The 13,959-nt window shown below is 52.4% G+C and carries 12 protein-coding genes; 8 read left to right on the plus strand and 4 right to left on the minus strand.

The features are described from left to right. Window positions 1–38: 38 nt before the first annotated feature. From L2097_RS03455 to L2097_RS03470, 4 genes are all read right to left on the minus strand, one after another. Window positions 39–992: a hypothetical protein gene (locus L2097_RS03455; RefSeq protein ID WP_250352128.1), complete on the minus strand. Its 954-nt coding sequence runs from the start codon at window positions 990–992 to the stop codon at window positions 39–41. After that, a complete protein-coding gene (locus L2097_RS03460) occupies window positions 955–1,740 on the minus strand; it encodes a M35 family metalloendopeptidase (RefSeq protein ID WP_250352129.1) in 786 nt (261 codons plus the stop codon). The genes L2097_RS03455 and L2097_RS03460 overlap by 38 nt, the downstream gene beginning before the upstream one ends. After that, window positions 1,733–4,159: a type VI secretion system Vgr family protein gene (locus tag L2097_RS03465; RefSeq protein ID WP_250352130.1), complete on the minus strand. Its 2,427-nt coding sequence runs from the start codon at window positions 4,157–4,159 to the stop codon at window positions 1,733–1,735. The genes L2097_RS03460 and L2097_RS03465 overlap by 8 nt, the downstream gene beginning before the upstream one ends. A 220-nt stretch (window positions 4,160–4,379) precedes the next feature. After that, window positions 4,380–4,898, minus strand: a complete 519-nt coding sequence (locus tag L2097_RS03470; RefSeq protein WP_085006693.1) for an Hcp family type VI secretion system effector — start codon at window positions 4,896–4,898, stop codon at window positions 4,380–4,382. A gap of 625 nt (window positions 4,899–5,523) precedes the next feature. Here L2097_RS03470 and tssB point away from each other — a divergent pair. From tssB to tssK, 8 genes are read left to right on the plus strand one after another with little or no spacing between them, the layout of a single operon-like run. Further along, complete coding sequence (gene tssB / locus L2097_RS03475; protein ID WP_085006694.1) at window positions 5,524–6,021, plus strand: type VI secretion system contractile sheath small subunit; 498 nt, start codon at window positions 5,524–5,526, stop codon at window positions 6,019–6,021. A 19-nt stretch (window positions 6,022–6,040) separates the two neighbouring features. Beyond that, the gene (gene tssC, locus L2097_RS03480; protein WP_250352131.1) at window positions 6,041–7,519 is read left to right on the plus strand and encodes a type VI secretion system contractile sheath large subunit; all 1,479 of its coding nucleotides are present in this window, start codon (window positions 6,041–6,043) and stop codon (window positions 7,517–7,519) included. 5 nt (window positions 7,520–7,524) lie between these two features. After that, on the plus strand, window positions 7,525–7,956 hold the full coding sequence (tssE, locus tag L2097_RS03485) for a type VI secretion system baseplate subunit TssE (protein WP_250352132.1): 432 nt from the start codon (window positions 7,525–7,527) through the stop codon (window positions 7,954–7,956). Then, entirely contained in the window at window positions 7,956–9,785 is a 1,830-nt protein-coding gene (tssF, locus tag L2097_RS03490; protein ID WP_250352133.1) for a type VI secretion system baseplate subunit TssF, read from the plus strand. The genes tssE and tssF overlap by 1 nt, the downstream gene beginning before the upstream one ends. Further along, on the plus strand, window positions 9,752–10,786 hold the full coding sequence (gene tssG / locus L2097_RS03495) for a type VI secretion system baseplate subunit TssG (RefSeq protein WP_250352134.1): 1,035 nt from the start codon (window positions 9,752–9,754) through the stop codon (window positions 10,784–10,786). The genes tssF and tssG overlap by 34 nt, the downstream gene beginning before the upstream one ends. A gap of 16 nt (window positions 10,787–10,802) precedes the next feature. Beyond that, window positions 10,803–12,080 (plus strand): type VI secretion system-associated FHA domain protein TagH, encoded by a 1,278-nt coding sequence (tagH, locus tag L2097_RS03500; RefSeq protein WP_250352135.1) that lies wholly within the window; start codon window positions 10,803–10,805, stop codon window positions 12,078–12,080. Further along, on the plus strand, window positions 12,080–12,610 hold the full coding sequence (gene tssJ, locus L2097_RS03505) for a type VI secretion system lipoprotein TssJ (RefSeq protein WP_250353125.1): 531 nt from the start codon (window positions 12,080–12,082) through the stop codon (window positions 12,608–12,610). Before tagH ends, tssJ begins: the two co-directional genes overlap by 1 nt. Window positions 12,611–12,612: 2 nt before the next feature. Next, window positions 12,613–13,956 carry a type VI secretion system baseplate subunit TssK gene (gene tssK / locus L2097_RS03510; RefSeq protein WP_085006699.1) on the plus strand — a complete coding sequence of 448 codons (1,344 nt, stop codon included), beginning with the start codon at window positions 12,613–12,615 and terminating at the stop codon, window positions 13,954–13,956. The last annotated feature ends 3 nt before the right edge of the window (window positions 13,957–13,959 follow it).

Raw genomic sequence — 13,959 nt, forward strand, 5'->3', positions numbered from 1 at the left:
GCCTTTTTCTGGCAATGATGTAATGAATTGGGTGTTTACTAAAACCAGTATTTTTCCCAGTCTTCTTTGTATCTTTTTTTTAATAATTCAATTTTTGTGATATGGTATGGTTTTATTTGATGTCCATTTATTTTTATCTGAATTACATTTGAGGTAATATCAACATAGTTTCTGTTTTTTCCTCCATTAGGGAAAAATTTATGCATGAAATTTTCCATGCTTTTCTCTTGTGCGGAATAATCACGTTCACATAAACTGATTAATTTCTGTATGTAGAAGCTTTCATTGTTTTTCTGGCATGAGGGATAATGAAAATTAGTGATAAAGAAAAATGACTTATTTATGGATCTTTGTGAGAACCATTTATCGTTAACAACGCGATATTGTAATGACTTTATTATATATAAATGATTTCCAGGTGCGAAAGAATAGGCGTTATTGATATTAACATTAAAAGAAAGGGTTTTACTTGATGGGAGTTTAATCCATTCTGATGTTTTATCATTGTTGTTATTTCTGCCTATATAGAGATCATCATTATCATCATCTTCAATATATTCACATATATTTGTGGCGCGAGGAAGAAATTTGAGATGGACACCCTCCATGAGGATAAAAAAAGCATCTTGACATAAAGGAGAGAAAAAATATGGATCATTCGTATCTGGGTTAATTGGTAATAATCGCTTGTGGATATAATAATCTATTTTATCCATGTTTATAAAACTTATAGTTGCCGATACATGATGTCCTATTTGTTTTGCTGACAAAGTAACATAAATTTTATCATTATTTTCTTTAATGTTATTTTTTATGATTTTAGAAAAATAATATGGTGGTGATGTGAGTTTTTCGAATGATGTAGGGGCGGGGGTATGAATAAATGTATCTTGTTTTATAAGAAAGTTTTCATTAGATAATACATGAAATGGTATGGATGCCATTGCAACGGTGTTAATCAATTTCAAAATATTTTTCAATGTTATAGGCATTTTTAAAAACCTTTGGGTCATGTCTTGTACTTAAATCTATGGCATTAGCTATTTCTCTACCTTTTCCTAAATCGTCACTGCTCAGGCCTCCATAATATTGAACGCCATCCCAGATAGTAAAGAGGTGTGATAACTCATGACATAATGTGGATACTTGAGAAGATTTCCCTGTAGTTTTTTTGCATGTGAAGTTTTGTAATATATCAATAGTTATTCTTTTTTGATATTCAAGTTTTAATATCTCTTCTTGTGATTTGTTTTTATAATTATGATCTTTAAGATTAATATGAGTTGTTTGGAGGGCAGGTATGCGCGCTGACCCGATGGGTCTATCTGTCAGGTTGACAAAATTACTATATATGATCTTGTTATTTCCATCCGTTCGGTTGCCGATAATCAGACTGTCACAAATAAAAATCATTCTGTCAACGCCATTTTTAATAAACTCATGTGCGGTAGTTTTTATGCGATATGGGGTTATTTCTCCGTTCGCATTAACTTTTTGATTTGGTGTGTAGTAGTCGACTGTTATATCAGTTTTTCCCGATAAGCCAAATATGTCTTGAAATTCTTTTTTATCGGCATATGTCCATGCCTCCAGGTTTTTTTTTCTTGTACTTAACACTCTCTTCGTGGCGACCAAAGCGCCAGTTATCATCTTCATGAATTGATCGGTAACTTTATACTCTTTAATACATGCTTTACTTCTTTGGGTTGAAGCTTGCGAGCTGCCTTTATTATCACTCATATACACCCCCTTCAATCATATCAATACTCTGATGCAATAATCTGATCTTAATTTTCTGTTCAGTATCAGTGATGAACATTTCTGTATATCCTTCCTTATCTGTTTTACTCTGTGTTTGTGTACCATTCTCAAAAAATGCGATATAGCGCGTCTCTGAATAAGGTATCTCATCGTCGTCCGTAAAATGAAACTGAAGGTAATATTTTTCGACGTTATCCTGATTGTCTTCGGTATCATCTGGATCATCATTACTCCCAGTCCTTCTATCTTCTTTGTCATCCGCGTTATCATCCTGATCCGCTGGCGCTTTCAGAACGCTTGGTTGCATTGTCCCCATCGGTGTTCCCGGATTTCCCCCGCTGTTCAGGTTGATCTTCTGCCCCATAATGTCCACCCCGCCCGGATGGATGTCGATAAATGACCCACCCACTTTCAAACTGATCCGGCTGCTGCTCTCCAGAACAATGTCGCCCTGAACCTTGAACCCCAGCGCGCCGCTTATCTTCTGTGCCAGGTCTCCCTTCACCTCCAGACTCTTCGTCCCTTTCACCAGGCTGATATGGTCACCGGTGGTGGTGTGCTCCTGCTTTCCCTTCACTGACATCTTCCGGTCATTGCCCACAACCAGCGTCTCGTCGTTCCCCACATGCTCGCGGCGGTCATGCGTTATCTCTGTCTTCCGGTCATTCTTCACCGTCACCGTGTCATCGTGGCCCACCGTCACCTGATGGTCATTCCCTGTCGTGCAACTCTGGTCATGCGCGACCGTGACGGTCCGGTCATGTCCGGCGGCATTCTCTTTGCCTACGATGACCGTCTGTCCGAGCCCCACCGTAATCTTCTGGTTATTGCCGATGGTCTCCGTATGGTCCACCTTCACATCCGTTGTCCGGTTGTTCAGTACCTCGGTATCCATGTTTTTCTGTGCGTGGAGATACACCTGCTCCTGGTCCGTCGCATCCTCGAACCGCAGTTCGTTAAACCCGCTGCCCTTGTAGGTTTTCGAGCGGATGGTCATCTGCGTTTTGGTTCGCGGCAGGCTGCCCGGTGAGCGGTTATCCTGGTGATAGGTGCGTCCCATAATAATGGGCTGGTCAGGGTCGCCGTTGAGGAAGTCCACAATCACCTCATGGCCGACGCGGGGTATCGCCAGGTTGCCAAACCCGGCGCCGGCCCACGGCTGTGACACCCGTATCCAGCAGGAGCTGTCCTCGTTGCCCGGACAGTAGCGGTCCCAGTGGAACCGCACCCGGACACGGCCATGTTCATCGCAGAAGATTTCTTCGCCGGCAGGCCCGGTGACGATGGCGCTCTGCGGGCCGTCCACGGACGGTCCGGGCAGGGGAGACGCGCGCCATGTCCGGTCAGCCGGGATGACGTCAAAATGGTTGCTCAGCGTGGTTCCCTGCCCCTGTCTGCCATGCTGTGCCTGAGGCTGTTCGCCCCTCAGCACGCAGGCGGTGACCTGCCATTCCCGGTTCAGGGTGAGGGAAGGGTGACCGGTAAGGGTGAAGCGTTTACCGGGCCACAGCTTCGCCGAGTTACTGACCCCGGCGGCGGTTTCGGCATCATGACGGAAGCCCTCGGCCCGGTAGCGGGCAAAATCCTGTCCGTGCTGCTCGTCCTTGAAGCGCCCCGGATAGTCGAAGATTTCGTACTGAGTGCGCTGGCCGTTGAGGTGTGTGGCGTGGTGGCTGAACCAGCCGGGCCAGCCGGGGGTTTTAAAGGTGTAATCCTGGTTCTCCACGGAGGAGGGGCGGACCTGCGCCCGGTAGCGGAACTCACTGACGCATTCCGCGGAGACTTCGCTGCGGGTGTTCGGATTAAAGGGCAGGGAGCCGAGCGCGGAGACACCGGCCACATCATCACAGAGCACCAGCGTCTGCGCGGTCCCGGCCGGAGAGCACCAGTCAAAATAGAAAATGCCTTCCTCAGCCCACAGCCGGGAGAGAAAGGCGAGGTCGCTTTCGCCATACTGTACGCAGAACTCGCGGGCCGGATGGGCTTCATAAAAGGACGGGGTCCAGTCGGTGATGCCGTTTTCACTGAGCAGGGTGGCGGAGATGGCCTGGATATCCTGCTGCTGAAAGATGCGGAAATTCCGGCGCAGTCCGGCCCGCCAGAGCGGGGGCGAAAGGGTCAGGTGGTAATTCATCTGCCAGTCGTTGTTTTCACCGAGTTCCACGCCGGTGACGATACCGCAGAGGCGGCGCTGTACACCATTCCCCTGCCAGACGGTGAGGGTGGCGTTCTTCTCGAGAAAATCTTCAGCGGTGAGGTCGGGGAGACCGCTGGCGATATCGACGCTGAGTGTAAAAGGCGTGGAGAGGTTCTGACAGAGGGTGAATCTCACCACGGCGGTGCTCATCGCCAGTAACCCGTCCACGTCGAGCGTAAAACGCAGGCCCTGTTGTGACATAAACTTACTCCCGGTATTGTTGGCAGAAAAACAGAGCCACAGTCAGACATTCTTGCCGTAATGGCACATGCCACGCGCATTTTCAGGCACGCTACCGCCGAAGTTTCCGGCATCCGCCATCTCCCGTATGCAAAACACAACTTTGTACTGGCACTGCTTTTTATGACCTGTTCCTTTGAAACAGCACCCTGCCTTTCGGCAGAATGCTGTCATTTTTTGCTTATGCTTCCAGCGGTGCGCGCCAGTCGTCTGCGCCGGAGGTGCCTGCGGAGACGTGCTCCCACTCAATTTTGCGGTAAGCCAGAGAGACTTTAACCAGCTGAGTGAACTCTCGTTTACCCTCGTCCTGGCAGTGCGGCATATGGCAGTCAATATCCACGATGGTGGAGTCGGTCAGGCGGGTGGTGAAGAAGTGCTCCTGTTTACCTTCAACCGAGGTGCGGTACCAATGCAGCTCGGTGGTCGGCAGCATTTCGCCGGAGGCCAGCGCGTTGTACAGCAGCGGAACCGCTTTGTTCAGCGCCACGGTGAAGATAAACGGCTTGTGCGCACGCTGGCCTGATGGCTGACCGGACTGCGGGTCGGTCGGAACGGTGACGTTGTGGCTGAATTCCTGCACCAGCATTTCGTTTTCATGGCCCTGAACGTAGATATTACCGACAGATTCGGCGGTAAAAGCGCGATCGGTGATCAGTCCCTGAGTTTGTCCCTTAATTGAGATGTAACACGGTGTTGGCATTTCCTTAACTCCTTTGTGTTATTTCATATTTCACGCCAATTTTCATTAGCGAAATTACCATCTACTGGTAAGCATAAAAGTATTCATAAAAAGAATGCTTTCATGCTTATCTTAAAGCGAGGTTAGGCGTTTATCAGATTCGCGAAAATTAATTTTTATGGTGGTCATTTTGATTGTGGGGAATTTTTTTTGCTCCAATTGCCAATCATGAATAAATATTGTTTTATCCGATTTTGTTGTCTTGTTTTTAATTTTGTGGAATTTATATTTATCTTCGTTATGATTTTCCTATTTATATTCATTATTCTTTTGATGTTCGTGAGTTTAATGTGAAAGTCTTTAAAAACAATCTATTGAAATGGATTGTTTTTGTCGTCTTTTTCACTATTTATATCTGTATCATAGATAAACTATGAGGTTTTGCGTTATTCGTCACATCATGTGATATTACTTGACGAGTTAACTAAAAGTAGTTTTAAAATTATCCTCTAAGAGTATTATATAGCTCGGTTAGTATTTATGTCATGGTGAATTTCAATTTTGGTTTTGAACGATTATTTTTATGGTTGATTCAGGTTCTGTTGGCTGAATTGAACATTAGTCATAGTTTTATGGAATATTATTCATGAGTAATCATAATGACGGGAGCATTGCTCCCAAAGAACGTATTAATGTTCGTTATATATCGAAAGTAAATGGCCAGGCTGCTGAGGTGGAATTACCACTCAGTCTGCTGGTCACCGGCGATTTAAAAGGTAAACCGGACGACACTCCGCTGGATGAACGCCAGCCCGTGGCTATCGATAAAAACACCTTTAACGCCGTACTGGCGCAGTCGGGCATTGAACGTAATGTTTCCGTGCCATCGGTACTTAGCAGTGTGTCGGGTGCCCGTATGGATGTCAGCCTGAAGGTGAAATCAATGGCGGATCTCTCGCCGGATAACATCGCCGCCCAGGTACCGGAGCTGAAAAAAATGCTCGAATTGCGTGAAGCTCTGGTCGCCCTGAAAGGGCCGATGGGTAATATCCCTGCGTTCCGCGCCCAGCTACAGGCGTTGCTGGATAACGAAGAAACCCGCGAACAACTGATTCAGGAGCTGGGTCTCGCCAGTGGCAAATAACGTGTACAAGGATTTCACTATGTCAGATATTGCATTGCAGGAAGCCCCCGATGCCGCTTCTCCCACAGGCTCATCATCCCTGCTGGATGACATCATGGCGCAGAGCCGCTTTCAGCCAGAGTCCGAAAGCTATGACATTGCCCGCCAGGGCGTGACGGCGTTTATCTCCGCCCTGTTGCAGAATGAAGCTGAGTCCGTCGATATTCTGGCGGTGAACGCCATGATTGCCGATATTGACGATCGCACAGGTCGCCAGATGGATCTCATCCTCCACGATCCGGCAATTCAGGAGCTGGAAGCGCTGTTGCGTTCCCTCAAATTACTGGTTGAGCGCACTGACCCACGCGAAAACATCAAAATTTATCTGCTGCACGCCACCAAAGAAGAGCTGCTGGATAATTTCGAATTCGCACCGGAAATCACCCAGTCCGGCTTTTATAAACATGTCTACTCCAGCGGTTACGGGCAGTTCGGCGGCGAGCCGGTTGCGGCGGTTATCGGTAACTACGCATTTAAAAACAACGCGGCGGACCTCAAGTTACTGAAATACGTCAGCGCGGTTTCCGCGATGGCCCATTCGCCGTTTATTTCCTCTGTGGCTCCGGAATTTCTGGGGCTGGAGTCGTGGACCGAGCTGCCGGGCATTAAAGACATTGGTGCTATCTTTGAAGGCCCAGCTTACGCCAAGTGGCGCGCCTTGCGTGAGTCGGAGGATTCTCGCTATCTGGGGCTGACCTCACCGCGCTTCCTGCTGCGCCAGCCGTATGCGCCGGGAGACAACCCGGTGAAAAGCTTCAACTATCGTGAGAATGTCAGCCGCCGCCATGATGATTATTTGTGGGGCAACACCGCTTTTCTCCTGGCGGCCAACATGGCGGACAGCTTTGCGAAGTACCGCTGGTGCCCGAATATCATCGGTCCGCAGAATGGCGGCTCGGTGAAAGATCTGCCGGTCCATCTGTATGAATCTATGGGGCAATTGCAGGCCAAAATTCCGACTGAAGTGCTGATCACTGACCGCCGCGAGTTCGAACTGGCGGAAGAAGGATTCATTACCCTGACCATGCGTAAGGGGTCTGATAACGCCGCGTTCTTTTCGGCAAACTCGGTACAGAAACCGAAAATCTTCCCGAATACGCCGGAAGGCAAGGAAGCCGGGACCAACTACAAGCTGGGAACTCAGTTACCTTATCTGTTTGTTATCAGCCGTCTGGCACACTACATCAAGGTGCTGCAGCGCGAGCAGATTGGCTCCTGGAAAGAGCGTGGCGATCTGGAGCGTGAACTGAATACATGGATCCGCCAGTATGTGGCTGACCAGGAAAACCCACCCGCTGATGTCCGCAGCCGTAAGCCGCTGCGCCAGGCAAAAATTGAGGTACTGGATGTGGAAGGCGAACCGGGCTGGTACCAGGTGTCGTTGTCAGTCCGTCCGCATTTCAAATATATGGGCGCCAGCTTCGATCTTTCGCTGGTCGGGCGTCTGGACCGAGATTAAGCACCATGATGAAGCGGGATATTGATAAAGCGGGCAGCCTGTTTGACCGTATTGGCGAAGCGGCGGTTCCCAAACGTGAGCGTGGACCCGGTATTAATCTGCTGCATTCCATCAGCCAAAACCTGTACAGCATCCTCAATACCCGCACCGGCAGTTGCGCCGGCTCTCCGGAGCTGGGCGTTGCTGATTTAAATGATAACACGTTAGCCCCGGGCAATTTCAGGGAAGAGATTGCAAGAGGCATTCACGACTGCATCCGTCGCTATGAGCCACGCATTTCCGGGGTGACGGTAACTGTGGCGTCACCCGACAGCTATACGCCCCTGATGCTGCGTTTTCATATTCTGGCGCAGGTCAGTTTTCACGACGCCAGGGACGTTCTGGAGTTTGACATTCTGCTGGATAACCGCCAGCGCTACCGGGTGGAGTACCACTGATGGCTTTTGAAGAACGCTATTACCGCGAAGAGCTGGACTACCTGCGACAACTGGGTAAGCTGCTGGCGCGAGATAAACCCTATCTGTCCCGTTTTCTGACCGAGAAAGAGGGCGACCCGGACGTGGAGCGTCTGATGGAGGCCTCGGCGTTTCTTTCCGGCGGGGTGCGGCAGAAGCTGGAGGACGCGTTCCCGGAGTTCACAAACGGGATCATCCGCATGTTGTGGCCCAACTATCTGCGTCCGGTCCCCTCGATGTCGGTGATTGAGTATCAGCCTGAAGGTAATATTAAAGCGCCGGTGAAGGTTCTGCGTGATGAACTGGTCAGTTCAGGTGTTGTTCGTGTCGCTTCATCAGGACGGAAGGTGCTGGGCGACGATGACCGGACACAACCGCCTCCCTGTCATTTTACCCTGGCCCGCGATATCTGGTTACAGCCTTTACAGATACAGGATGTGCGTAATGCCAGTAGCCTCGAAGAGGGTATTATTGATATTGATTTTTTTGCCGAAAACGGTGTGTCTTCATGGGCGCTGGATTTAAATAAAATCAATTTCTGGCTGGGTAATGAAGATGACTATACCCGTTACCAGCTTTACCTGTGGTTCAGTGTGCGTCTGATGGATGCTGAACTGGTTATCGGTGACCGACGTGTTCCCATGCCTGATTTATGGCTGGATGCCACAGGGTTTGAGCGGGAGGATGCGCTGCTGCCGTGGCCGAAAAACGTTCATAACGGATATCGCGTACTCCAGGAATATTTCTGTTACCCGGAGAGCTTTTTCTTCTTTCATCTGCGCGATGCCGTGCCGCTGCCGGAGGGTTTTCACGGTGGGGCATTTACGCTACGTCTGCACTTTAACCAGCCGTTGCCGGTGGATGTAAAGCTCCGCGCGTCATCGCTGCATCTGTTCTGTACACCGGTAGTGAATCTGTTTGTCCATCAGGCCGAACCCATCGCACCGGATGGCAGCATGCCGCAGTATCCGCTGCGTGCCAGCCATCAGCATCCGGATGCCTACGATATTTTCCGCGTGAAGTCGGTGTCCAGCAAGGTTTCTATTTCCGCTGAGGTCGCCGGAGTGACCAGTCCGTCGCGTCTCTGGCCGGAGTTCGAAAGCTTTAACCACCAGATGGAATACAGTCAGCAGCGTGAGGTGGTCTACTGGCATCACAGGACAAAAACCTCGTTATTTCATCGCGGGCTGGAGCACAGTATTGCGTTTGTGCGTGCTGACGGCAGTCTGCCCGATCCCGCGAACCTGAGCGGCGAGGCGCTCAGCGTGTCGCTGGTCTGTACGAACCGGATGCTGCCCGTGCAGTTGCACACCGGCGATATCTGCGTGGCTGTGGGCAAAAACCCGGCGGTCGCCAGTTTCGGCAACGTCACCCGCCCGACGCGCCCGCTCTTTCCGGTCATCGACGGCGATATGCAGTGGTCGCTGATTTCCTGTATGAACCTGAATTACCTTTCTCTACTGGATAGGGAGGCGCTGGTACAGATCCTGCGCACCTTTGATTTACCGGGCATCCAGCATCCACAGCAGGCCCGCCTGTCGCAGCAGAAGCTGGATGCTATTGAGAGGATGGAAACTAAGCCGGTAGATCGGCTGTTTAAGGGCGTAGCGGTGAGAGGGCTGGCCACCACGCTGTGGATCAACCCGTCACCGTTTGTCTGTGTAGGCGAAATCTACCAGCTCGGTAATGTGCTGACGCATTTCTTTGCGCTCTACGCCAGCATCAATTCGTTTCACCATCTGAAAATTATCAACACGGAAAGTCAGGAGGCCTGGGAATGGCAGAACAAAGGCCAGCACGCCCTGATGTAGATTTTCCGGTGGATGTTCGCGATACCAGTTTTTATGTCCTGCTGGAGTCGCTGTACCGCCGTTACGGCGAGCCAGGCAGTGAGCCCTCACTGCGCACGGAGCCGGAACAGGAGGTGGTACTGTTCAAATCCGATGCCAGCATTGCATTCCCCGGCAGCGATCTGACCTCGCTCACGCGTGACGACCGCGGGCAGTTTACGCTGACCACGAAATTTCTTGGCTTTTCCGGCAGCCAGTCGCCGTTGCCCGGTTACTACCTGGACCGGATGGCGCGGGAGTCGGCGCAGAATGAAGAAGGGCTGAGAGAGTTTCTCGATCTGTTCAGCCACCGCTGGACGCAATTTGTGTATCACGCCTGGCGAAAATACCGCTATTACATCTGCTTTCGTAACGGTGGTACGGACAGCTTTTCGCAGCGCATGTTCGCGCTGGTCGGGCTGGGCAGTCAGGGCCTGCGCGATAAACTCGCCATTAACCACAGCAAGATGCTGGCTTATGCGGGTGTGCTGGCTGCACCGGGCCGTGCGCCGGAGGTGGTTTGTGACCTGGTGTCCCACTGTTTTGATTTGCCGGAAGTCACCCTTGAAAGCTGGCAGTTGCGCCGGGTGGTGATTGAGCCTGGCGAACAAAACCGGCTGGGCCGGCGTAACCCGAAAAATAATACCGCCGGATATGTTCCCGGACGCTCGGTGATAGGCGTCAATTTTACTCTCGGTGCCCACGTACCGGACCGCAGCGGCAAATTCCTGCTGCGGATCGGCAGCCTGTCCATGTCCCGGTATCTGTCGTTTTTGCCTGGCGGCGAGGAGCATGCGGCGCTGACTCTGTTTATCGCCTTTTTACTGCGCGATCAGTTTGCCTGGGATTTACGTCTGGATCTGGCCCCGGCGCAGGCACAGGGCATGAAGCTGGGCGACCGCTGCCGCGCCTGCATCGGGCGTACTGCTTTTATCGGCGAGCCGAAAATGCCGCCATCCATCACTCTCCACATCAGGGATTAATTTTATGGAGCCGCAAATGGCTGAGGAAAAAACGCCGTCTTCCGGATTATCGCTGACGTTGCAGGTAATGAACAGCAATGAACTGGAAAGCGGGCGCGCCGCGAAATGTCAGTTTTCTGCTGACGGCGGAGATATTGGTCATGCTTCCTCGTGCCACTGGCCGGTGCAGGACAGGGCTGGCGCGGTTGCGGGTCGCGCCTGTCAGATAGTTCTGCATGACGGCGCATTCTGTCTGCGCAGCCTGATGCCCGGCGTGATGATTAACCTTGCGCCGGTAGGCATGGATACCGGGCTGGTGCGACTGCGGCAGGGCGATGAAATCAGCATTGGTGCGCTGGCGCTGAAAGCCTTTTTGCATGAGGGGCGTCGCACCAGCTATGACGAACAGATGGTCGCGCCAGAAAGCATTATTAATCACCGCGACAGCCTGACGGAAACGCTGATGTCCACCGAGGGGCAGCCGGATTACCCGGGGCTGTCGCACCGCCATCAGCTGACGGCGACCGTGGCGAACGCCTTCTCTACCGATCCGTTGCAGGTTTTGCAGAGTGAAAGCCTGACCACGGCGGTGACAGGCGCTTACGGGCAACCGACCGTGCCGTTGTCCGATTTGAGAGCAGATGGCGGCATCGATACGCCGTTTATGGACCTGCCGCCTGTGTATGCCGAACCGCGTGGCGAGGCGCTTTCTCCGGCTGAGACGTCGCATAGGCATCTGGCGGTGACGCCGTTGCTTCGAGGGCTGGGTAGTTCGCTCAGCGTCAGCAACTCGCAGGACGCGGATGCCTTTCTGGAAGAGACCGGACGCGCGTTACAAGCGGCCATTCAGGGGCTGCTTGATTTGCAGCACAGCCAGAACAGCCTGTCAGATAAACATCTTCGACCGCTGGAGGATAATCCGCTGCGTCTGAATCTGGACTACGCCACAGCGCTGAAGGTGATGTTTGCCGAAGGCAAAAGCCCGGTACATCTGGCGGCCCCGGCGGCGATCCGCGAGAGCCTGCGCAACATTCGCCATCATGAAGAAGCCAACCGAGCCGCGATTGCCGAAGCGCTGCGGGTGATGCTCGATGCCTTCTCACCACAAAGCCTGCTGAAGCGCTTTGTTCAGTACCGCCGTAGCCATGAATTGCGCCGGGCGCTGGACGATGCCGATGCCTGGCAGATGTACCGTCATTATTACGACGAACTGGCGTCTGACCGCCAGCAGGGTTTCGCCATGCTGTTTAATGAGGTGTATGCCCAGGTCTACGACCGCGTGCTGCGTGAAAAGCAGCGGGAACCGGAAGCATGATGAGAGGCAGGTTTGCGTTCGTTCTTCTGCTTGTAGCGATGGCCGGGGCGTTAAGCGGTTGCGAGGTGAGCAAAAAAATCGGCCAGGTTATCGCCAATCCCGATATTCCGGTGGGAGACCTGAGGCAGCAGTCCTCCACGGTGACGCTCACGCTGCTGACCGAACCGGATGCCAATATGAACGCGGAGGGGGAGGCCACGCCAGTGGATGTTCAACTGATATATCTGAGCGACGATTCAAAACTTGCGGGCGCGGATTATGACCTTGTGGCATCCACACCATTGCCGGAGGCGCTGGGAAAAAACTATATCGATCATCAGGATCTTACCCTGCTGCCCGATACGCTCAAAACGTTGCCTGACGTGACGCTGGACAGCAAAACGCAGTTTATCGGCATTGTCGCCTATTTCTCCGACGACCAGGCCAGTGAGTGGAAACAAATCGTACCGGTCGAGAGCACTGGTCACCACTATCGCCTGCTGGCACATCTCCGGCAGAACAGTATTGAAATGAAAACCGAGGACAACTGACGATGGCAACCACCAATAACCGCGTGCTCTGGCAGGAGGGCCTGTTTGCGCTGCCTCAGCATTTTCAGCAGCAGCAGCGTCATACCGATTATCTGCTGCATGAACGGCTGGACGCACAGACGGATTTTGCCTGGGGATTTACCGAACTGTCGCTGAATACCGAACTGCTGGCGCAGGGCAAGGTGATGATTGACAAGGCCGCGGGCTGTCTGCCGGATGGCACGGTATTCCGCATCCCTGACCAGGATTTACTGCCACTGCCGTTTCAACCTGGAGAGCTGACAACGCCGGAGAGCCACGACATTTATCTGGCGCTGCCGGTCAGTGGCCATAATATCAGTGAAATTCAGGGCGTGCGCCGCGCCGGGCAGAGTTCGGAACGTTACTGTCTGAGTTATAGAGATGTCTATGACGTGCATACGGAAAACGGTGACGTCCAGCCGCTGTCGCTGGGGCAACTGATGTTCCGCATTGTCAGTGGCGCAGAAGATCTCAGCGCGATGGTGGTGCTGCCGCTATGCCGCATTCGTAGCTTCCGGGCCGGCGGCGGTCTGGTGCTGGATGAGGCGTTTATCCCGGCCTGCCAGTCAGTGCGCGTCAGCCCGGTGCTGAACCGTTTTGTCGGCGACGTACAGGGGATGATCGCCACCCGCGCCGCCGATCTGGCGAAACGTATTGGCTCGCCAGAGCAGAGCGGCATTGCCGACGTGGCCGAGTTTATGATGCTGCAGATGCTCAACCGCAGCCAGATGCACTTCACTCACCGTGCGCATCTGCATACCCTGCATCCGGAGACGTTCTATCTGGATCTGGTGCGGCTGCTGGGCGAACTGATGACCTTCACCGAAAACAGCCGCCAGCCGTGTGCGGTCGAACCCTACGATCACCGTGATCTCACGCAGTCCTTTAAAACAGTGATCCCCGAACTGCGCCGGGCGCTCAATATCGTCCTACAGCCGCGCGCGCAGAATCTGCCACTCATTTTTACCGAAGGGGTGTATCTGGCGACGGTCAACGATCCGGGATTATTGCAGTCCGGCGTGTTTGTACTGGCGGTCCGTGCCCGGATGCCGCACACGCAGCTGATCCTCCAGTTTACCCAGCAGTCGAAAATTGCCGCCACTGACAAAATCCGCAATATGGTCAGCGTTCAGGTGCCGGGTATCCCTCTACGCGCGTTGCCTGCCGCGCCGCGCCAGTTGCCGTACCACGATGGTTATGTCTATTTCGAGCTGGAAAAAAGCGGTTCCGCCTGGCAGGACGTGGTAACGGCGGGGGCGCTGGCGATGCATATCTCCGGTACTTTCCCGGAACTGGATATGCAGCTGTGGGCAATAAGAGGCTGACTT

Origin of the sequence: Citrobacter sp. MNAZ 1397, from assembly GCF_023613995.1 — a bacterium.
GTDB classification, from domain to species: Bacteria; Pseudomonadota; Gammaproteobacteria; order Enterobacterales; family Enterobacteriaceae; genus Phytobacter; species Phytobacter ursingii.